The sequence below is a fragment of the Streptococcus oralis genome, from assembly GCF_003942585.1.
Classification (GTDB): domain Bacteria; phylum Bacillota; class Bacilli; order Lactobacillales; family Streptococcaceae; genus Streptococcus; species Streptococcus oralis_BE.
The window spans coordinates 230,422-250,715 of record NZ_RJNK01000002.1 but is presented as its reverse complement, the minus strand read 5'-3'; the positions used below and the strand labels follow the sequence as shown (position 1 = coordinate 250,715).

Sequence of the window (20,294 nt, the reverse complement as noted above, 5' to 3'; positions counted from 1 at the left end):
AGGATCAACTATGAAAAGGAAAGAAACGAAATTTTATCTAGGGACCATTTTGGTGCTTGTGTCCTATTACTTGATTTTTAATCTTGTAGCAAAATTAGACTCAGTGAGCCAGTTATCTGATTTGGGATTTTATGGGATGCAAATTTTATTGATAGTAATTGAGGGAATTGTTGCTACTGTCATTCTTGTAAAGAGTCAACGTTGGAAAGAGTACGGTCGATTCCAGTTTCGTTGGTCCTATCTGGGTATCTTCTTTCTTTCCTTTATATTGATGTTTTTGTGGGTAAATATAACGACTCGGATCTTTCCCAGCACGCAAAATGGGAGTGCTATTGTGAAAGAAGCAGCTAATTTGACAGGAATTAGTTACTTTGTAACGCGTATTCTCTATAGCAGTCTCATTGCTCCGGTAGTTGAAGAGTTGGTCTTTCGTGGTCTTCTGATGACAGCTCTAGTTAAATTTAAAACATACTATGTTGATGTCATAGTTTCCTCTACTCTTTTTAGTCTCATTCATGTTTTACAATATGGATGGGTGTTAACAGACTTCATCGTTTATGCAGGAGCAGGTCTGCTACTCTGTATGCTCTTTCGTTATACACGTTCAATTTATTGGTCAATGGCACTCCACATCTTGTGGAATAGCTTTTTAATTATCGTCAGCTTATTGGTGTTTGGATTTTAGAAAGGTGAAATATGAAAAAGATAATTTCTAACTACTACTTTTTTATAGCTATTTTACTTGTCATTGCTGACCAGTTCTTCATTCGTTTGCTTTTGCATAGCGACCTTGCTGCTGGTCTATCTGACTTTGCCTATTATTTGTCGGATATGATGTTGAATTTTCTTGTGGTTCTGCTTGCTATTATTGTTATGGTTTGGTCAGGGAAATGGCAGAAAATCAACAGTAAAAAATTTAAAGGTTCCTATCTTTTTTATTCCTTTCTAGCTCTTCTTGCTTTTGTTATTTGGAATTTCCTTACATTTTTTATTTTCCCACCTACCAAAAATGAAATTGCTTATCAACTGGATGTTCCTACTTTTACAGGAGCTACGGTATTTTTGATGTATTTTTTCTATCCTGTGATTGCAGGTCCCATTTTTGAAGAAATGATTTATCGTGGATTGGTGATGACCGCTCTGGAAAAAGGGAAGAAATGGGGACTGGATGTGCTTGGTTCTGCTGCTTTGTTTGGAATCTTGCACATTAGTAGTCACGGATGGATCTTGACAGACTTTGTCTTCTATATGGGTGGCGGTCTCATATTTGCAGTTTTATTTAGAGTGACAAAGTCGATTTATTGGCCTATTGGACTTCACATAGTCTACAATGGCATTGGTCAAATTCTCCCCTTGTTGTTTTAGATTCTTTTTCCAATCATAAAAATAAAAGAACTGACCAGCTAAGTATTATAAATAAGACTGGCTCTCCAGTCTTTTTCTTATTATGGCGGTTTGTTACTGACTCTTGCTCAATTTAAAATAAAAAGAAGCAATTTTNAAATCAATCACGGAATCCCACTCTATCAAAGTTTGTCAATTCTAGAGTTTTGTTGTATAGTAGAAATATGAAATTTACAAAAATAATCAGTAGTTTGCTTGCTCTTGGAGCTTTCCTCATGCTTTTATCAGCTTGCCAGAATGTTAAAAAGACACAACTGGTCTTGTTTGAATCCCTTTCGTTCGGCATGCCTCCTAAATCTTTTGAAGAAGTATTTGGAGAGGCTAGCGAAGTAGTGGAGGAAACAGAGATGGCCTATCGAGATACTTGGCGTGCTGAAGACCCTTATTTCTATAAAACAGGTCGCCTTTTCTATGATTACGAAAATATTGCTTTGAATGGTTATACAGGTCGAGCAAGATTCACATTTTCAAAATCGCATCGCTTGGAAGAAGCGACAGTTCATATTCTTGTAGCTTCAAAAGGGGAGCAATATGTAGTGCTCAACAATCTATCCCAGACTATAAAAAAAGAAATTGAAGCTCTTCCGAATTTTCAATCTGTAACCACCGAGACGGTAGGACTATACGATGACGGCTATCGCTATAAAGTCAAGTTGAAAGGACAAAGGAGAGAATTTTGGATCGATGTTTATCCGACAGAAGATGAAGATGCTAAAGAAATTGAAGATAAAAAGTATACTATTCGGGTGGATCAGTTTAGGATGCATTAATAACACTCATGGGATTTCAGCATTTTTTACTAGCTCTAAGTTTCAAACTCTAAACTTTTTTCTCTTCTTTGAATGTGTTATAATATTCCTTGCTGTGGCTGTGACCATGAACAGCCTCAAACGAAGAAAATAAGAGGAGAGAGATGAAAGAAAAAGGATTTTGGGAAGGTGTTCAGGCTGCCATGCCGACTGCCCTTGGCTATGTTAGTATCGGTCTGGCTTGCGGGATTATCGGTGCGCCCTATGTGACACCTGTTGAGATGGGCTTGATGAGCCTCTTTGTTTATGCTGGGAGTGCCCAGTTTGCCATGTTGGCATTGATTGCGGTCCAAGCGCCTGTGGCGGCCATTGCCATGACGGTCTTTTTGATCAATTTGCGTCTCTTCTTGTTGAGTCTGCATGCGTCGACTTATTTCCGTCATACTAGTCTCTGGCAAAATATCGGCATGTCCAGTCTCCTTACAGATGAGACCTATGGGGTTTTGATGGGAGAATTAGCCCATACAGACAAAGTCAATCCTATGTGGATGCACGGGAACAATCTCAACAGTTATGTAGCCTGGTTTATTGGGACAGTTGCGGGGACAGCTTTAGGTGGCCTTCTTCCAAATCCTGAAGTCTTTGGCTTGGACTTTGCCCTTGTTGGGATGTTTATCGGGATTTTTACTTCGCAATTCCAGATTATGCAAAGACGGGTTCCTGGCCGCAATCTGCTGCTGATCCTAGCAGTTGTTGCGGTGTCTTTCTTTTTGCTCTTGACAGTGGTGTCCCAGTCACTAGCGGTTTTGTTTGCGACCTTGCTAGGTTGTACCATGGGGGTGGTCTTAGATGGTCAGTAAATATCTTTTGTTAGCCGTTATCTTTTCAGGTCTAGTAACTTGGATTCCCCGTATGATTCCCTTCATCTTGGTTAAGTACAAGGGGTTGCCAGCTATCGTTGAGCGTTTTTTGAAGTTCTTGCCTGTTTCCATTATCTTTGCCTTGATCCTTTCAAGCGTAGTGACAGGTAAGGTTGGAAGCTTTCCTCAAATCAAGTGGCTAGACTTTTTAGCAGTCTTTCCAACGTCTTGGGTAGCCTTTCGCTATCGCAATTTAGTCGGCACAGTTCTCTTTGGAGTTGTCTTGATTGCAGTCTTGCGTCTGGTCTTTTAATCAGCTATAAGAAAAACCTATCACCGAGATAGGTATCATATAATGGCGAAAAAAAATATTTTCTGTTAAGATAGTACAGTATTCTATTTTGGAGGAAATGACATGAACAAAATCGTCAAATATTCATCTCTTGCTGCCTTAGGACTCGTTGCCGCAGGTGTGCTAGCAGCTTGCTCAGGTGGAGATAAGAAAGATAGCGCATCTAGCGAAGCAGCAACACCTGGTAAGAAAGAAATTGTCGTAGCGACCAACGCTTCACCAAAACCATTTAACTACGAAGAAAATGGCGAGTTGACTGGTTATGAGATTGAAGTAGTTCGTGCTATCTTTAAAGACTCTGACAAATACGATGTCAAGTTTGAAAAGACAGAGTGGTCAGGTGTCTTTGCAGGCCTTGACGCTGATCGCTACCAAATGGCTGTGAACAACATCAGCTACACCAAAGAACGTGCTGAAAAATACCTTTACGCGGCTCCAACTGCTAAAAATCCTAACGTTCTCGTTGTAAAGAAAGACGATAACAGTATTAAGTCTCTCGATGATATTGGTGGAAAATCTACTGAAGTCGTTCAAGGAACAACAACAGCTAAACAACTAGAAGACTATAACAAACAACACGCAGACAATCCAACGGTTCTTAACTACACCAAGGCTGATTTCCAACAAATCATGTCTCGTTTGAGCGATGGACAATTTGACTACAAGATTTTTGATAAAATCGGTGTTGAAACAGTTATCAAAAACCAAGGTTTGGATAACTTGAAAGTGATTGAGCTTCCAAGCGACCAACAACCTTACGTTTACCCGCTTCTTGCTAAAGGTCAAGATGAGTTGAAATCATTTGTAGACAAACGCATCCAAGAACTCTACAAAGATGGAACACTTGAAAAATTGTCTAAACAATTCTTCGGAGACACTTACCTCCCAGCAGAAGCTGATATTAAATAGTCGTATGAAATCATCCAGTCTGAGAAAGGCGGATGATTTCTCAATTTTTAGACATATAGTTTCAAACTATATGTCTGCCTATCTAATAACAATTTGCTAAATCAAATAAAGTATGAGATACTATTACGGTATTATTTTTAAAGGAGAAAGAATCATGAAAATTAAAAAATGGCTCGGTGTAGCAGCTCTTGCTACAATCGCAGGTTTGACTCTTGCAGCTTGCGGAAATTCAGAAAAGAAAGCGGACAATGAAACAGTTGTTAAAATCGCAACAGTTAACCGTAGCGGTTCTGAAGAAAAACGTTGGGATAAAATCCAAGAATTGGTTAAAAAAGATGGTATTAAATTGGAATTCACAGAGTTCACTGACTACTCTCAACCAAACAAGGCAACTGCTGATGGCGAAGTAGACTTGAACGCTTTCCAACACTACAACTTCTTGAACAACTGGAACAAAGAAAACGGGAAAGACCTTGTAGCGATTGCAGATACGTACATCTCACCAATCCGCCTTTACTCAGGTAAAAATGGGGAAGAAAACAAGTACACGAAAGTGGAAGAAATCCCAGATAAGGGCGAAATCGCTGTGCCAAACGATGCTACAAACGAAAGCCGTGCGCTTTACTTGCTTCAATCAGCTGGTTTGATCAAATTGGATGTTTCTGGAACTGAACTTGCTACTATCGCAAACATCAAAGAAAATCCAAAGAACTTGAAGATTACTGAATTGGACGCTAGCCAAACGGCTCGTTCATTGTCATCAGTTGATGCTGCCGTTGTAAACAATACCTTCGTTACAGAAGCAAAATTGGACTACAAAAAAGCACTCTTCAAAGAACAAGCTGATGAAAACTCAAAACAATGGTACAACATCATCGTTGCGAAAAAAGATTGGGAATCATCACCTAAGGCTGATGCCATCAAGAAAATTATCGCGGCTTACCACACTGATGAAGTGAAAAAAGTTATCGAAGAAACATCAGACGGTTTGGACCAACCAGTTTGGTAATAAGACACAGGGAGGTGGGAGAGAGTTTCCACCTCTTACTTTTGTATAGAGAGTTGATTTTAAAGAGGCACTTGGGGTTGTTCCAAGGACACAAGTATGTAGTAGAAAGAGAGAGAAAATGGTTTTTTCCAGCGAACAAGAGCAGATTGAAAAATTTGAGAAGGATCATGTAGCTCAACATTATTTTGAAGTCTTGCGCACCTTAATTTCCAAGAAATCAGTCTTTGCCCAGCAGGTTGGACTTAAGGAAGTCGCAAACTATCTGGGTGAGATTTTTAAGCGTGTAGGGGCTGAAGTGGAGATTGATGAGACTTATACGGCTCCCTTTGTCATGACGCATTTCAAGAGTTCGCGTCCAGATGCTAAGACCTTGATCTTCTATAACCACTATGACACCGTGCCAGCGGATGGTGACCAGGTGTGGACAGAGGATCCTTTTACCCTTTCTGTGCGAAATGGCTTTATGTATGGACGTGGGGTTGACGACGACAAGGGGCATATCACGGCTCGTTTGAGCGCTTTGAGAAAATACATGCAACACCATGATGACCTACCTGTCAATATTAGTTTTATCATGGAAGGGGCAGAGGAGTCTGCTTCCATGGATCTAGATAAGTATTTAGAGAAACACGCAGACAAACTTCGTGGGGCGGATTTGCTGGTATGGGAACAAGGTACAAAGAACGCCTTGGAGCAGTTAGAGATTTCTGGTGGAAACAAGGGAATCGTGACCTTTGATGCCAAGGTGAAAAGTGCGGATGTAGATATCCACTCGAGTTATGGTGGTGTCGTGGAGTCAGCACCATGGTATCTTATCCAGGCCTTAAGTAGTCTGCGAGCTGCTGATGGCCGTATCTTAGTAGAAGGCTTGTACGAGGATGTTCAAGAGCCGAATGAACGAGAACTAGCCTTGGTAGATACCTACGCCCAACGCAATCCTGAGGAAATCAGTCGCATTTACGGCTTGGAATTGCCTCTCTTACAAGAGGACCGCGCTGCCTTTCTCAAACGATTCTTTTTTGAACCTGCACTCAATATAGAAGGAATCCAGTCTGGCTATCAAGGTCAGGGTGTTAAGACTATTTTGCCAGCAGAAGCTAGTGCCAAGTTAGAGATTCGTTTGGTTCCTGGCCTAGAACCGCATGATGTCCTGGAAAAAATTCGGAAACAGCTAGACAAAAATGGCTTTGATAAGGTAGAATTATACTATACCTTGGGAGAGATGAGCTATCGAAGCGATATGAGCGCGCCAGCCATTCTCAATGTGATCGAGTTGGCCAAGAAATTCTATCCACAGGGGGTATCAGTCTTGCCAACAACGGCGGGGACAGGACCTATGCATACGGTCTTTGATGCCCTAGAGGTACCCATGGTGGCCTTTGGTCTAGGGAATGCCAATAGCCGAGACCACGGTGGAGATGAAAACGTGCGAATCGCAGATTACTACACCCATATTGAATTAGTAGAGGAGCTGATTAGAAGCTATGAGTAGAGATATTATTAGGTTAGATCAGATCGATGTGACTTTTCATCAGAAGAAGAGAACCATCACAGCGGTCAAGGATGTGACCATTCACATCCAAGAAGGGGATATCTACGGAATCGTTGGATATTCTGGAGCAGGGAAATCAACCCTTGTACGGGTAATTAACCTCTTGCAAAAGCCATCTGCTGGGAAAATTACCATTGATAACGATGTGATTTTTGATGGCAAGGTGACCTTGACTGCAGAGCAGTTGCGTCGTAAGCGTCAAGACATTGGGATGATTTTCCAGCATTTCAATCTGATGAGTCAAAAGACAGCAGAGGAAAATGTAGCCTTTGCCCTTAAGCACTCTGGACTCAGCAAGGAAGAAAAGAAAGCAAAAGTTGCTAAGTTGTTGGATTTAGTTGGCTTGGCGGATCGTGCTGAAAACTACCCTTCACAACTATCTGGAGGGCAAAAACAGCGTGTAGCTATTGCGCGTGCCTTGGCAAATGATCCGAAAATCTTGATTTCAGATGAGTCAACGTCTGCCCTCGACCCTAAGACAACCAAGCAAATTCTAGCCTTGTTGCAAGATTTGAACCAAAAATTAGGATTGACAGTTGTCTTGATTACGCATGAAATGCAGATTGTCAAAGACATTGCCAACCGTGTGGCAGTTATGCAGGATGGGCATTTGATTGAAGAGGGCAGTGTCCTTGAAATCTTCTCAGACCCTAAACAACCTTTGACCCAGGACTTTATCTCAACAGCTACAGGTATTGATGAAGCCATGGTCAAGATTGAGAAGCAAGAAATCGTAGAGCACTTATCTGAGAACAGTATCTTAGTACAGCTCAAGTATGCAGGGGCTTCGACAGACGAGCCACTTTTGAATGAATTGTACAAGCATTACCAAGTAACAGCTAATATCCTTTATGGAAATATCGAAATTCTCGATGGCACTCCCGTTGGAGAATTGGTTGTGGTCTTGTCAGGAGAAAAAGCAGCGCTAGCAGGTGCTCAAGAAGCTATCCGCCAAGCTGGCGTACAGTTAAAAGTATTGAAGGGAGGACAGTAAAATGACAGAGTTTATTCAAACTTACTTACCAAATGTCTATAAAATGGGCTGGGCTGGTCAAGCAGGCTGGGGAACAGCCATCTACCTAACTCTTTATATGACAGTTCTTTCCTTCATCATCGGAGGGTTCCTGGGGCTGGTGGCAGGTCTCTTCCTCGTCTTGACAGCGCCAGGCGGTGTCTTGGAGAACAAGGTCGTTTTCTGGATTTTAGACAAGATTACCTCTATTTTCCGTGCGGTTCCCTTTATCATCCTTTTGGCTATCTTGTCACCACTTTCTCACTTGATTGTGAAGACTAGTATTGGTCCAAATGCAGCTCTTGTGCCACTTTCTTTTGCAGTCTTTGCCTTCTTTGCCCGTCAGGTGCAGGTCGTCTTGGCTGAGCTAGATGGCGGTGTCATTGAAGCGGCGCAGGCTAGTGGAGCGACTTTCTGGGATATCGTGGGGGTTTATCTATCGGAAGGTCTTCCAGATTTGATTCGTGTGACGACTGTGACCTTGATTTCACTAGTCGGTGAAACAGCTATGGCTGGTGCGGTCGGAGCTGGTGGTATTGGTAACGTAGCCATCGCTTATGGCTTTAACCGTTTCAATCACGATGTGACAGTTCTAGCAACCATCATTATCATCTTGATTATCTTTACGATCCAGTTCTTGGGAGATTTCTTGACTAAGAAATTAAGTCATAAATAAAAAGAGCCGAAGGGCTCTTTTTTGTTCTAGGAAGCTGCCAACAGGGGCATTTAAAGTTTTTAAATTATGGTATAATAGATAAAGCTAATTCTCTCTAGTGATAGGGTAGGAAAAAACTAGAAAGATAAACCTTGAAGCGAGATGAGAAAATGAAAAAGGAGTTCGGTTGATATGAATTATTTTGAGGGGAATGATTTCTTCCTTCTCTTGTTTGTAGTTTTATTAATTGGTTTTGTAGTAAACTTTTTTGAAAAACGTAAGGACTACTATATTTTGGTGCTCTCCCTCTTATTTGCAGGAGCTATTTATGGCAAGAGCCGAGCGATGATGGTCTATTTGCTTGCCTTTGTTGTTTATCAATATTTTCTGGTTTTTCTAGCACAGAGGATAGAAGCAAAGAGGCTGAAATCACTGGTTTTCCTCTCCATTCTTCCTTTAGTAATCAATAAGGTCTTTGCCTTGACTTCTCTGCATTTGTTGGCCTTTATTGGAATTTCTTATATGTCCTTTAAGACCATTCAGATCATGCTAGAAATATCGGATGGCTTGATCAAAGAAAAAATCAGTGTAAAAGACTACTTACAGTTTTTGCTCTTTTTCCCAACAGTTAGTGCTGGTCCGATTGATCGGAGTAGGAGATTTTTAAAAGAGATAAACGAGGTCATGCCTCGAAAAGAGTATCTAGAGTTAGCAGGGGACGGTGTATATCGTATCGTTCTAGGCCTTCTTTACAAGGTTGTTTTATCAACCTATGTTTACCAGATGTTACTCACTCTAAATAATACTGGCACAGTCGTCTACTCAATCAAGTATATGTATCTCTATACCTTGTATCTGTTCTTTGACTTTGCAGGCTATAGTCTAATGGCTGTTGGAAGTAGTAACATTCTAGGTATTCAGACACCGATGAACTTTAACAAACCTTTCTTGAGTGTCGATATCAAGGATTTCTGGACTAGATGGCATATCACCTTGTCAACCTGGTTGAGAGATTTTGTATTTTCAAGAGTATTGATGCAGGTTATCAGGAAAAAATGGTTTAAAAATAGGCTACACAATGCAACCTATGCCTATATGGTCAATATGTTGGTCATGGGTTTTTGGCATGGTCTTAGTGTTAGTTACATTGTCTATGGTTTTTACCATGGTGTCTTGATGGCTGGATTTGAAGTGTATCAAAAGAAAAGCAATTTTTATAAGAAAAATAAAAACAAAAACTGGTATAAGCTATTAAGTTGGTTTGTGACCATGAATTTGGTTATGATTGGTTTCTTTATCTTTTCAGGTGAACCCTATAAAATCTTACTGACAATTTTAAAGAGATAAGAGATTGAAAAGAAATCGGCTAGATCGAAGGGATAGAATAAAACGAGATGATTAAATTAAAAGCATTTTTACTATCGCTTGTGCTCGTAATTGCGACGCTTGCCCTTTTAAATGTGACCTATGTCAAGAAGATTGATGATTATTATAAAGTCAAGGATAACAGTATTCGTTATAGCACCTCGTATGAAAAGTATAAAAGTAGAGATATTTTAACAAGCAATATCACCCCCAATACACTGGTTCTAATGGGTTCTTCAGAGTTGGTTGCGACGATAAATGAAGACTATCATCCAAATAAAATTTTTAACTACAACGATTTTAATATCATGCAGATTGGGACCAGTTATTCTCAAAACATCATTCAGGCTACGACCTTGGGCTCTATTGAAGGATCTATGACCAAGCGAAAAGTGGCCATTGTCGAGTCTGTTCAGTGGTTTGAAAAGGATGGGACCCATCAAGATGCCTTTTTGAACAAGGCTTCTCAGGAACATATTTTCCATATGCTAGATAATGACAAGATTAGTAAGGAAACGAAAGAAAAAATAATCAATCGCATTATCGAGATTACCAAGGGGAACAAGCAACAAAATGACATCTACAAAAAATATAAAAGTTATTTCATAGATGGAAAAGGAACTATTGTTGATAAAAAACTATTAGAGTTAGATAAGGCGATTTATTCCTTTAAGCTCAAACAGACTTTTTATCAAAAACATGCCAAATCAGATTATCCTTCGCTAGGAGACAAAACCCCAGACTATGATTGGCAGAAGATGACGGATCAGTTTGTGGAAGAGGTCAAAAAGAAAACAGACAACAATGACTATGCGGTGGATAATAACTACTACAATACTTACTTGAAAGATCGCTATGCATCGCTGAAAGATTCTAACAAAGATTTGAGCTACTTAGAGTCACCGGAGTATTCAGATATGGAACTTTTCTTGACAGTTGCTAAAGAATTGGGAATCGAAGTTGAGGTCATCATTTTCCCAGTAAACGGGAAATGGAACGACTACACAGGTGTCTCAAGAGAGATGCGGGAAAAAACTTATAAAAAAATAGAAGATGTCGCAAAAAGCCATGGTGCAACGGTGCTAAACTATGGAAACAGAGAGTATGATGATTACTTTTTATTTGACGTGATGCACGTTGGAGTGAAAGGATGGATGGAAGTTGAAAAAGAACTTTACAAATTTGCAAACCAAGCTAACTAACACACATCGTTTAATCTTGTGGACACTATTTTTCTATACGGTTATCTTAAGTATCGTGATTTACTGTTTTGTGACCGATTTTTCGAATATTCAAGAATTTATCTACAGTGAATTTTAAGATTGTATACAAAAAGGCCCTGGAGCTAGGTGTTACTAGTCTTCAGGGCTTTTACCTTACATTTTATCGGCTATTTTTTGACTTAGAAACTGCCCAATCAAGGCACCAATCAAGGCACCAAGGAGAATACTTGCGACAAAGAGAAGGATTTTGTCTAACTCTGGAGCGACCATGATACGGTCAATGTATTCTTGGGATTTTCCACGAGCGAGTAGAGTTGCTTCATAAGCTTTGGGACTGATCCACATGAGGAAGATAGGACCACTTGTGCTAAAAGCAAAGACGAGGAAGGAGAGGGTGTTTTTGATTCGATCTTTATAGTTGCCGAGGCGAGCGATAGCATCTGCTGCAAGACCACAGGCGAGTCCTGGTAGAAAAGCGCCAGCACCGTGTTTACTAGCTAGAAAGAAGAGAGCCATAAAGAGTCCGAGAGTGGTAATCGCTCCAAAACGAGGAACTTTTACCAGAAGAAACATGTAGACGCTCCCTCCAACAAGGGCAGAAAAGGCAGGCGCGTAGAACATATTGCCCGTTGAGTCTACCAAGTGTCCAAGTACTACTCCAATTCCTAGACAGAGGAAGTAGAGAACGACGGCTAAGAGGGTAGTTAAGATATTTTTCTTCATGAGAATCTCCTTATATAAAACTGTCAAAATCAATTGTATCACGCTTTTAGAGGATTGTAAATGGGTGCTCTATGTTTTTGAAAACGTTTGAAATATGATATAATAGTCACATAGTTGTTTTAAGGAGGATATTATGGGAAAGTTTCTAGAATTCGTCTTTAATCGTTTCTTTTTAGGAATGATTGCGACGGCTTTTTTCTGGTTATTGACACTAGCAGGAGGTGTAGTCTTTGGTTTGGCACCAGCTAGTGCAACTCTTATGAGTTTATATGCGGAGAACGGTTATACTTATCGGGCTTATAGTTTGAAAGAAGCTTGGGAATTGTATAAGAGTAACTTTGTCAAGAGTAACCTAGCTTTCTATAGTTTTGTACTTGTAGATTTAGTCTTAGTCTATGGTTTGTACCTTTTGGTTCAATTGCCCCATCAGACTATCTTCCATCTCTTGGCAACCTTTCTCAATATCCTTGTTGTTGCCTTTGTTTTTTTGGCTTATACCGTTTCATTGAAACTCCAAGTTCACTATGAGCTCTCTTATCGAAATACTGTAAAACTCGCTCTTATCGGGATTTTTATGAATTTACCGGCAATTGCCAAGGTTTTATTTGGTACGGTCATGCTTGTAGGAATTGGTTACTATATGCCTGCCCTCCTCTTTTTCGTAGGAATTGGTGTGTGGCATTTCTTTATCAGTGATATGTTGGAACCCGTATATGAAAGTATCCATGAAAAATTGGCGACAAAATAAAATGAAGCCGTTCTGGCTCCACTCGCTCTTGCGCATCTATACCTTGGTGATGATTGTCATCATTGCAAGCTTTGCGGTCATGCTCTCCTATGCTGACTGGAGTTCTCGTGAAAAAGAAGCTCAACGAGTAGCTCAACGTGTGACGACTCGGACAGTGAGTGAGATTGAATATTACCACAGAGAGTCGACTCAGCTAGCACAGGAACTGGTTGAAAATCGAGCACGGATTGAAGGGATCTACAAGTATTTTAGTCTGAGTACATCGGATTATTTTTACTGGCTGTTGCAACGTAAAGCGTCTCCCTATGTCTCAGTATCCTTGTATGAAAAGATTGATGATTTGTATGTAAGAAATGACTTTGTGACAGGTGTTGCAATTGTTTTGCAAGACTACAAGGAAGTCTTCGTTTCTACTAGAGAGAAACGTAGCGGGGAGAAAGTTCTTGCTGAGGATTTCAAACCAGCAGCCAATAGTTTTGCCATACCAGTACTTGATCCTAACTCCGATCAGTCTCTAGGTGTTATCTACATTTCTTTATCGCAGGATGTACTTTACCAAGCAATTGATAATACTCGCGGTCTGATTCCCGTGGCCGTGACGATCACTTCCCCTTTTGATACTGAATTGTTTCATATAGGGGAAAATGTAGTAGCTGAACGGGAAAATTGGATTGTTGGTTTGACATCACATGGCTATCAAGTCCAATCAGCAGTTCCTAAGGATTTTGTCCTTAAGGGCACTTTGACCAGCTCTGCTGTCATTATTGGACTAAGTGTTCTCTTTATCATTATTTTATATGTGACCTTGAGGCAGACCTTCTCCAATTACCAAAGGCAGGTCGTAGACCTAGTAGATTCTATCGAGGTTATTGCTCAAGGAGAAGAGGGACTTCGCATCGATACTTCTGAAAAAGATCAGGAATTGCTCCTCATCGCAGAAACCACCAATGATATGTTGGATCGACTGGAAAAGAATATCCACGATATTTACCAGCTAGAGCTCAGTCAAAAAGATGCCAATATGCGAGCCCTGCAAGCTCAAATCAATCCTCACTTCATGTACAATACCTTAGAGTTTCTGCGCATGTATGCCGTCATGGAAAGCCAAGATGAACTGGCGGATATTATCTATGAATTTAGCAGTTTACTACGCAATAATATCTCCAACGAGCGGGAAACGACGCTGAAACAAGAATTAGAATTTTGTCGCAAATACAGCTATCTCTGTATGGTGCGTTATCCAAAGTCAGTTGCCTATGGCTTTAAGATCGAGCCAGAATTAGAAAATATGAAGATTCCCAAGTTTACACTCCAACCATTGGTAGAAAACTACTTTGCTCACGGTATTGACCACCGTCGAACAGACAATGTAATCAGCATCAAGGTCTTGAAGGGTGAGGGATTTGTTGAGATCCTGGTAGTCGATAATGGTCGTGGAATGCCTGCCGAAAAATTAGCTGCCTTGCAAGAAAAACTAACTCAGAGAAGTTTTGAGCACGAGGCAAGCTATAGCGGAGAGCGACAATCAATTGGAATAATCAATGTACACGAACGCTTTGTCCTCTATTTTGGAGATCGCTACCAAATCAGTGTAGAGTCTGCTGAACAAGAAGGTGTTCGTTACCGTATTACTATTCAAAATGAATAGAAAGGAAGGGAAATGTATAAAGTTTTATTAGTAGACGATGAGTACATGGTGACAGAGGGTCTCAAGCGATTAATCCCCTTTGAAAAATGGGATATGCAAGTCGTCGCAACAGCTAATCACGCAGATGATGCATTGGACTACGTCAAGGAAAATCCAGTTGATGTGGTCATTTCGGATGTCAACATGCCAGATAAGACAGGGCTTGAGATGATCAAGGAGATGAAGGAGATTCTCCCAGATGCCTATTATATCTTGCTGTCTGGCTATCAGGAGTTTGACTATGTCAAGAAAGCAATGAACCTCAGTGTCGTGGATTATCTGGTGAAGCCAGTGGATAAGGTGGAGTTGAGTCATTTATTAGAAAAAATTGCGAGCCAACTTCAGGAAAAGGTGGAGCAAAGCCAGACTCTCAGCCAAGAATTGGATGAAGAAGGCTTTGTCAACTTCTTAGCAGGTAAAGACAACTGGTGGATAGGCCTTTCCAAGGAAAAACAAGGTTCTTTCACTATTCCTTACTATGTTTTAGGTCAAGACTGGCAGATTTTTATCTCTGATCGGCCACTAGATGGAATCGTTGTGACACCATTTGAAGAACCCTACCAGCCGTTCTTTGAAAAATGGAAGATCAACGCTGAAAAAGCTCTCTTTTATGGTTCTGTCAATCTAGAAAAATCTGAGAGTCTATTTGCTTATTACGAGCCGATTTATCGCGTGATTATCCAAGGAAATATCAATCAAATTATCGAAGAATTGACCCTGCTGGAGAAGGTTGTCTTAGAGAATACTCCGCGCGTGGCCATCACGAAGCAGCTCTTCACCCAGTTTGTCATGGATGTCTTTCATTTGTTTGAACACCTAAAAGCGGATGATATGACTGAGATTGTCAAAGCCATCCATGCCATTAACACCTTTGAAGAATTGGTTGCCTATATCAAAGAAACCTTGACCAAGTTCTTTGGCCAGTACCGCATGAATGAAAATGTGGTGAGCGTTCTGGAGGTGATTGGGCGTGATTATCAGAAAGAACTCTCACTTAAGGATATTAGCAAGGATCTCTTTATCAATCCTGTCTATCTCGGTCAGCTGATCAAGAGGGAAACCAACTCAACCTTTGCGGAATTGCTCAATAAACAGCGAATTAAGGCAGCGCAGCAACTCTTGCTCTCAACCAGTGATAGCATTGAAGATATTTGCTATGCTGTTGGTTATAGTAATGTCGGATATTTTTATAAGGTATTCCGTAAATTGTGCGGAAAATCGCCAAAAGCTTATCGGAAACAAGTCGAAATTTCCCTATAAAGCTTGAATTTACGTGCAAAAAATGCTATAATGTTCAAAATACCTTAAGGAGGAAAAATTATGAAAAAGAAACCTATTTATCTTTGGGTTTTATTAGTCCTATCAGCATTGATTTCAGCTATGTCTTTGTTTGGAATACTAAGTCCAGTACCTAGTAAAGAAGCACTAGGTGCCAGTCAAGCACAAGCACAAGTACAAGGCATTAGCGCTCAGCAGCTGGAGGATACGATTAATTATCTACATAAGACAGCTGAATTATCGCATTCGACTGTTAACATCGTTTTGATTATTTTATCTGCGATTTTAGTAGTCGCAGGTATTGTGCTCTTGGTTCGTAATCATTTGCAATATGCAAATTATGCTTACATTGCTTATGTTTTGCTTGCCATTGTTGGTTCGATTTATACTTATATGGGTATGCAAGATGCTGTACAAGCTATCCGTGATGAAACTTTGCGACTAGGAACAGAAGTCCTTGGAAAGGGAACAACGATTTTATTTGTTGTTATCAATGTCCTCTTCCTTGTCATTGTCTTTTACAAGATGTGGCGTCAACAAAAAGATTTGGCTGAGGAAGTTGAAGCAGAAGAAGCTGCCTAAGTATTGACAAAAGGGAACTATCAAGTTACAATCTTGTTAGTTCTTTTTATATCGTAAACATAAAAATCGAGGTCAACATGAAAAAAATATCCCTAGTGTATATTAGTCTGAGTGGGAATACAGAGAGTTTTGTAACCCGACTCAAGGACTATCTCTTGTCTCAGTACGAAGAAATTGAGGTCCAAAAAATCCATATCAAGGATTTGGTCAAGGAAGGCCAAGAATTCTTTGAAATGGAGCATCCCTATGTCGCTTTCTTGCCGACCTATCTGGAAGGTGGAAATGGTGTCGATAACGGCGATGTTGAGATTTTAACGACTCCAGTGGGTGATTTTATCGCCTATGGAGACAATGCCAGTAAGTGTTTTGGTGTAGTGGGCTCTGGTAATCGCAATTTTAATAACCAATACTGTCTGACTGCCAAGCAGTACAGCCAGCGCTTTGGTTTCCCTGTATTGGCTGACTTTGAAATGAGAGGAATGCTGGGAGATATTAAAAAGGTCGCAGCGATTATCGCGGACTTATATGGATTGGATGGTTAAGAAGTGTGAGGGGGCAATATGCAAAATATGGGAGAGATTTTTAAAGAGTTACGAAAGAGTCGGAATATATCCTTACAAGAGGCGACGGGAGGAGAGTTTACTTATTCCATGTTGAGCAAATTTGAACGAGGGGAGGCTGATTTATCATCTGTGAAATTAATTACTGCTTTAGATCATATTTATTCTGATTTGAATGAATTTATGTATTTGGTACGTGGTTTTACTCAGAAAAAGACTTTGACCTTTACAGAAAATCTTTGGAACACATATGAAAAAGAAGGTCTTGGTTCTCTTCAAGCATTGTACGAAAGGACATCTAAAAAGTATGCCTCAAGTGCTGAAAAAAGCTATCTTTTACAAATGATTCGTATCAAAAGTGTTCTTGTATTTTTTGATTTAGAAGCAACAGCAACTGATGAAGAGTTGGACTTTCTTTATGACTATTTTTTTACTATTGATATTTGGGGAAATTACGAATTAGAATTATTTTCAACCATTTCTACCTTGTTTCCTCTTCCTCTCTATTTTAAATATGCTAGGGAGATGCTGCAAAAAACAGATTTATTAGGTTCTTTACCAGATAATAAAGTTAGTATTGATACGATTTTAATTAATGGACTATTTAAAGCGATAGAGGAGAAAGACAAGTTAAAGGCAGATTATTTCATCTTTCAGATTGAAAAGCGAGATTTGCCAGAGCAAGAAGCCTATCTTAAAATTATTTATATGATTGCCAAAGGTTATTACGATACTATTTTTACATTATCGGATAAGGGGGTTGTAATAATTAAGAGAGGTATTGAGATTTTGAAGGATTTAGAATACGTAGATGGTGCGACATACTATGAAAACTATTTTTTAAATCAATTTTCATGCAAGGAGTTGTAATATATTCTTATGGTATTAGCTGACAAAAAATAAATTCGATTATTAATGTTGCATATTTAATAGTTTCTAGAAGATATTTTATCAATTTTGAAGAAAAATATATTACAAAAAAGTGGGGACTCCCACTTTTTTTGTTATACTGGCTTCAATAGAAAATTCTTTGAAATATAGGAGAGATCTGTTATGAAACTATTTTTAAAACATCATCTATTTAGAATACTTACTTTATCAAGGTTTTTAAGTTCAAGTGGAGCATACATTTATAATTTGGTGTTTATCGTCTATGCTGCTAGTTTGCCATTTAAAAGTCTAGCTGTATTTGTGGCAAATATGATTACGATTTTACCATTCTTATTTACTTTTTATGTGGGAATTAAGGCTGATCAGACTCAAAACAAAGCAAGGATGATTATTTGGGTTGGATGCTTGCAAAGTATTTTATTTCTCTTGATTGCAATAGTAATTCGTGATTCTAATTTTTTCACTTTTGCCTTTATTTGTTTAATGAATATATGTTCAGATGTCTTATCAGATTATACAGCGGGACTACGTATGCCGATTATTCAGTATAATATTTCAGAAGATAAACTCTATGAAGCCTATTCCTTTACTCAATTTGTATCTTATTTATCAAATCTAGGAGGTCAAGCTCTGGGGGTGTGGATACTCACTACAAGTCAACAAAATTTTTCTTTAGTTGCAATTGTGAACTCAGGTTTCTTTCTGCTATCTTCTCTGATTTTGTTAAAAAATAGAAAAGAACTGACACATTTGCCTATAACTGTGGAGACTCAACCAATTAATTTAGTCCAACAAATGAAAACAATCTATGCAGATATGGACTATGTATTTAGAAAAAAGGAAAGTAAATCCTTATTCAAAATTGTACTTGTTATTCTAATTATGAACACTTTAGGAGGTGCTATTGGCGGTATTTATCATTTTTNTTTATTAGACCATGCTATCTATCATCTCAGTTATGCCCAAGCTCTTTTTTTGATTGAAGGTGTCAGCTTAGGGGGAGCTATTATTGGCAGTTTAACCCCTAATGATTATTTTGGGAAATTATCTTTCTCAAATTTGTTATCCCTTAATGCTCTCTTATTTGTATTACTTGCTATTGCCAATATTTTAGGTTTTCCCCCTCTAGTCGGTATTATTTGCTTAGCCTTTGTTATGTATCTTATGTCGAAATCAATGCCTAAATTAGATACTCTGTTACTGTCTAATTTGAGTTCAGACGTATTGGCTAGAAGTAATAATTTCTTGAGTATGATTTTTTCCTTGACATTACCTTTGGGAATGTCTCTATTTTCCTTTCTAGCCCTACAAGATATCAGGATTTGCTGGTGGGTATTTGTAGCTGGTAGTGTGATAGGTCTGATTTTATCATTGGGGAACAATAGAAATGAGTAAACTACAGAGACCATTTTTAAGATGCAGAAAAAAGCACCCAGACGAGGGTGCTGCTTTGTGAACTAACCTGCTTTTCCGATGGCAAGTGCATAGATAAAGAAGATGGCAAATCCAAAGAGGAAGATCAATCCTGCAATGGCGAGGAGTTTCAACCAAGAAGGAAGATTTTTATTTTCACCTGTGACCAACACATAGTTCAAAAGGGCAAAGAATGGTGTTGTAAGAAAAGATCCAATCATGGCAAAGCGGAGCATGGTTGAAACTTGACCGGCAAAGAACTTGATGATGACGATACCAATGATAGCTGTGATGGTCATCCAGATGTTCAAAGATTTACGATTATCCTCTTTTTGATTTGCCAAGAGTTGAAGGGAGGCCTGATTGACACGTGAATAGCCATCGATGACAGTAATCACTGTCCCAAAGATACAGAGGAAAGCGATGAAGGTAATCAAATATCGAGACCATTCGCCAAGGACAGAGGCATACATGCCCACAAATTGCGAGATGTATTTGGCAGAAGCAGCTTCAACTGCTTGACCTGTAGGATACTGAATGAGTGCTCCTAGTGCCACAAAGAATACAGCTAGGATAGCTGTTCCAATGTAGCCAACGTTAAAGTCGAAAAGAGCATCCTCTGTATTAAAGTTGACGGTCTTTTTCTTTTCGGCTGACCAAAGTGAGTTAATGGCTGAAATTTCAATAGGAGCAGGCATCCAGCCTAGAAGGGAAACGATAAAGGGGAGGGCTGCCATTTGCCAAGGTGTTTTCTCGATAAAATCCGAGCTGTATTCTGGGTGCTTAACGGCAGCAATGATGACGGCAAGAACAGTTGCAATAGTCAAGGCAGACATGATCCATTTGGCCATACCATCCAATAGTTTGTAGCCACCAAAGAGTAGCATGGCCCAAATGACAGCAACAAGGATAAGAGACCATTGAGTGATACTAAGACCAATCATTGGAAAGGCGCTAGCAATGATAGCTGAGCAAAGGATGGCAACACCGGCAGTATTGACCAAGGCAGAAAAGACATTGAGGATAAAGAAAATCCAGAGATAGAGTTTTCCCTTTTCTGCATAGCCTTCAACCAAGGTCTTTCCAGTATCTGCTGTGTATTCAGCACCAAAACGGAAAAATGGATATTTAAAAACATTGGCTAAGATGACCAAGAGAAGCAGAGACCATCCATAAGAACCACCGGCTTGAGTGGAGGATACGATGTGAGAACCTCCGACTGCAGCGGAAGCCATTAGGATCCCGGGTCCCATTGCTTTCAGCTTGCTTGTCCAAGTAGATTGGTGTGATGAAGTAACTTGTGACATAAAAACCTCCTGTTT

Annotated in this window: 21 protein-coding genes; 19 read left to right on the top strand and 2 right to left on the bottom strand. The window is 39.6% G+C overall.

Going from position 1 to position 20,294, the window contains the following annotated elements:
- Positions 1 to 10: 10 nt before the first annotated feature.
- From D8862_RS04835 to dltD, 12 genes are all read left to right on the top strand, one after another.
- Complete coding sequence (locus tag D8862_RS04835) at positions 11 to 685, top strand: CPBP family intramembrane glutamic endopeptidase (protein WP_125448955.1); 675 nt, start codon at positions 11 to 13, stop codon at positions 683 to 685.
- An 11-nt stretch (positions 686 to 696) separates the two neighbouring features.
- The gene (locus D8862_RS04830) at positions 697 to 1,365 is read left to right on the top strand and encodes a CPBP family intramembrane glutamic endopeptidase (RefSeq protein WP_125448953.1); all 669 of its coding nucleotides are present in this window, start codon (positions 697 to 699) and stop codon (positions 1,363 to 1,365) included.
- 203 nt (positions 1,366 to 1,568) lie between these two features.
- The gene (locus tag D8862_RS04825) at positions 1,569 to 2,174 is read left to right on the top strand and encodes a hypothetical protein (RefSeq protein ID WP_125448951.1); all 606 of its coding nucleotides are present in this window, start codon (positions 1,569 to 1,571) and stop codon (positions 2,172 to 2,174) included.
- Between the two features lie 143 nt (positions 2,175 to 2,317).
- Positions 2,318 to 3,013, top strand: a complete 696-nt coding sequence (locus D8862_RS04820) for an AzlC family ABC transporter permease (RefSeq protein ID WP_125448949.1) — start codon at positions 2,318 to 2,320, stop codon at positions 3,011 to 3,013.
- Positions 3,003 to 3,326, top strand: a complete 324-nt coding sequence (locus tag D8862_RS04815; protein WP_125448947.1) for an AzlD domain-containing protein — start codon at positions 3,003 to 3,005, stop codon at positions 3,324 to 3,326. The genes D8862_RS04820 and D8862_RS04815 overlap by 11 nt, the downstream gene beginning before the upstream one ends.
- A gap of 102 nt (positions 3,327 to 3,428) precedes the next feature.
- Positions 3,429 to 4,274, top strand: a complete 846-nt coding sequence (locus D8862_RS04810; RefSeq protein WP_125448945.1) for an amino acid ABC transporter substrate-binding protein — start codon at positions 3,429 to 3,431, stop codon at positions 4,272 to 4,274.
- A gap of 154 nt (positions 4,275 to 4,428) precedes the next feature.
- The gene (locus D8862_RS04805) at positions 4,429 to 5,283 is read left to right on the top strand and encodes a MetQ/NlpA family ABC transporter substrate-binding protein (protein ID WP_125448943.1); all 855 of its coding nucleotides are present in this window, start codon (positions 4,429 to 4,431) and stop codon (positions 5,281 to 5,283) included.
- Positions 5,284 to 5,401: 118 nt separating this feature from the next.
- Positions 5,402 to 6,775: a M20 family metallopeptidase gene (locus D8862_RS04800; protein ID WP_000232092.1), complete on the top strand. Its 1,374-nt coding sequence runs from the start codon at positions 5,402 to 5,404 to the stop codon at positions 6,773 to 6,775.
- The gene (locus D8862_RS04795) at positions 6,768 to 7,829 is read left to right on the top strand and encodes a methionine ABC transporter ATP-binding protein (protein ID WP_000085698.1); all 1,062 of its coding nucleotides are present in this window, start codon (positions 6,768 to 6,770) and stop codon (positions 7,827 to 7,829) included. Before D8862_RS04800 ends, D8862_RS04795 begins: the two co-directional genes overlap by 8 nt.
- A 1-nt stretch (position 7,830) precedes the next feature.
- Positions 7,831 to 8,523, top strand: a complete 693-nt coding sequence (locus D8862_RS04790; RefSeq protein WP_000134267.1) for a methionine ABC transporter permease — start codon at positions 7,831 to 7,833, stop codon at positions 8,521 to 8,523.
- Positions 8,524 to 8,694: 171 nt separating this feature from the next.
- Complete coding sequence (gene dltB / locus D8862_RS04785) at positions 8,695 to 9,849, top strand: D-alanyl-lipoteichoic acid biosynthesis protein DltB (protein WP_125448941.1); 1,155 nt, start codon at positions 8,695 to 8,697, stop codon at positions 9,847 to 9,849.
- A 47-nt stretch (positions 9,850 to 9,896) separates the two neighbouring features.
- The gene (dltD, locus tag D8862_RS04780) at positions 9,897 to 11,069 is read left to right on the top strand and encodes a D-alanyl-lipoteichoic acid biosynthesis protein DltD (RefSeq protein ID WP_125448939.1); all 1,173 of its coding nucleotides are present in this window, start codon (positions 9,897 to 9,899) and stop codon (positions 11,067 to 11,069) included.
- Positions 11,070 to 11,243: 174 nt separating this feature from the next.
- Here the strand turns inward: dltD and D8862_RS04775 are convergent, their stop codons facing one another.
- The gene (locus D8862_RS04775; protein ID WP_125448937.1) at positions 11,244 to 11,813 is read right to left on the bottom strand and encodes an MptD family putative ECF transporter S component; all 570 of its coding nucleotides are present in this window, start codon (positions 11,811 to 11,813) and stop codon (positions 11,244 to 11,246) included.
- 133 nt (positions 11,814 to 11,946) lie between these two features.
- Here D8862_RS04775 and D8862_RS04770 point away from each other — a divergent pair, with 133 nt between their 5' ends.
- From D8862_RS04770 to D8862_RS04740, 7 genes are all read left to right on the top strand, one after another.
- The gene (locus D8862_RS04770) at positions 11,947 to 12,561 is read left to right on the top strand and encodes a YesL family protein (RefSeq protein ID WP_125448935.1); all 615 of its coding nucleotides are present in this window, start codon (positions 11,947 to 11,949) and stop codon (positions 12,559 to 12,561) included.
- Positions 12,539 to 14,209, top strand: coding sequence for a sensor histidine kinase (locus D8862_RS04765; protein ID WP_125448933.1), 1,671 nt, complete (start codon positions 12,539 to 12,541; stop codon positions 14,207 to 14,209). The genes D8862_RS04770 and D8862_RS04765 overlap by 23 nt, the downstream gene beginning before the upstream one ends.
- 12 nt (positions 14,210 to 14,221) lie before the next feature.
- Positions 14,222 to 15,508 carry a response regulator transcription factor gene (locus D8862_RS04760; protein WP_125448930.1) on the top strand — a complete coding sequence of 429 codons (1,287 nt, stop codon included), beginning with the start codon at positions 14,222 to 14,224 and terminating at the stop codon, positions 15,506 to 15,508.
- Positions 15,509 to 15,568: 60 nt separating this feature from the next.
- Positions 15,569 to 16,108 carry an ABC transporter permease gene (locus tag D8862_RS04755; protein WP_125448928.1) on the top strand — a complete coding sequence of 180 codons (540 nt, stop codon included), beginning with the start codon at positions 15,569 to 15,571 and terminating at the stop codon, positions 16,106 to 16,108.
- A gap of 77 nt (positions 16,109 to 16,185) precedes the next feature.
- On the top strand, positions 16,186 to 16,650 hold the full coding sequence (gene nrdI, locus D8862_RS04750) for a class Ib ribonucleoside-diphosphate reductase assembly flavoprotein NrdI (RefSeq protein ID WP_125448926.1): 465 nt from the start codon (positions 16,186 to 16,188) through the stop codon (positions 16,648 to 16,650).
- An 18-nt stretch (positions 16,651 to 16,668) separates the two neighbouring features.
- Complete coding sequence (locus D8862_RS04745; protein ID WP_125448924.1) at positions 16,669 to 17,538, top strand: helix-turn-helix domain-containing protein; 870 nt, start codon at positions 16,669 to 16,671, stop codon at positions 17,536 to 17,538.
- Positions 17,539 to 17,721: 183 nt separating this feature from the next.
- Positions 17,722 to 18,954, top strand: coding sequence for an MFS transporter (locus D8862_RS04740; protein ID WP_125448922.1), 1,233 nt, complete (start codon positions 17,722 to 17,724; stop codon positions 18,952 to 18,954).
- A gap of 62 nt (positions 18,955 to 19,016) precedes the next feature.
- Here D8862_RS04740 and D8862_RS04735 read toward each other — a convergent pair whose 3' ends face one another.
- On the bottom strand, positions 19,017 to 20,279 hold the full coding sequence (locus D8862_RS04735) for an NRAMP family divalent metal transporter (RefSeq protein ID WP_038804663.1): 1,263 nt from the start codon (positions 20,277 to 20,279) through the stop codon (positions 19,017 to 19,019).
- Positions 20,280 to 20,294 lie beyond the last annotated feature (15 nt).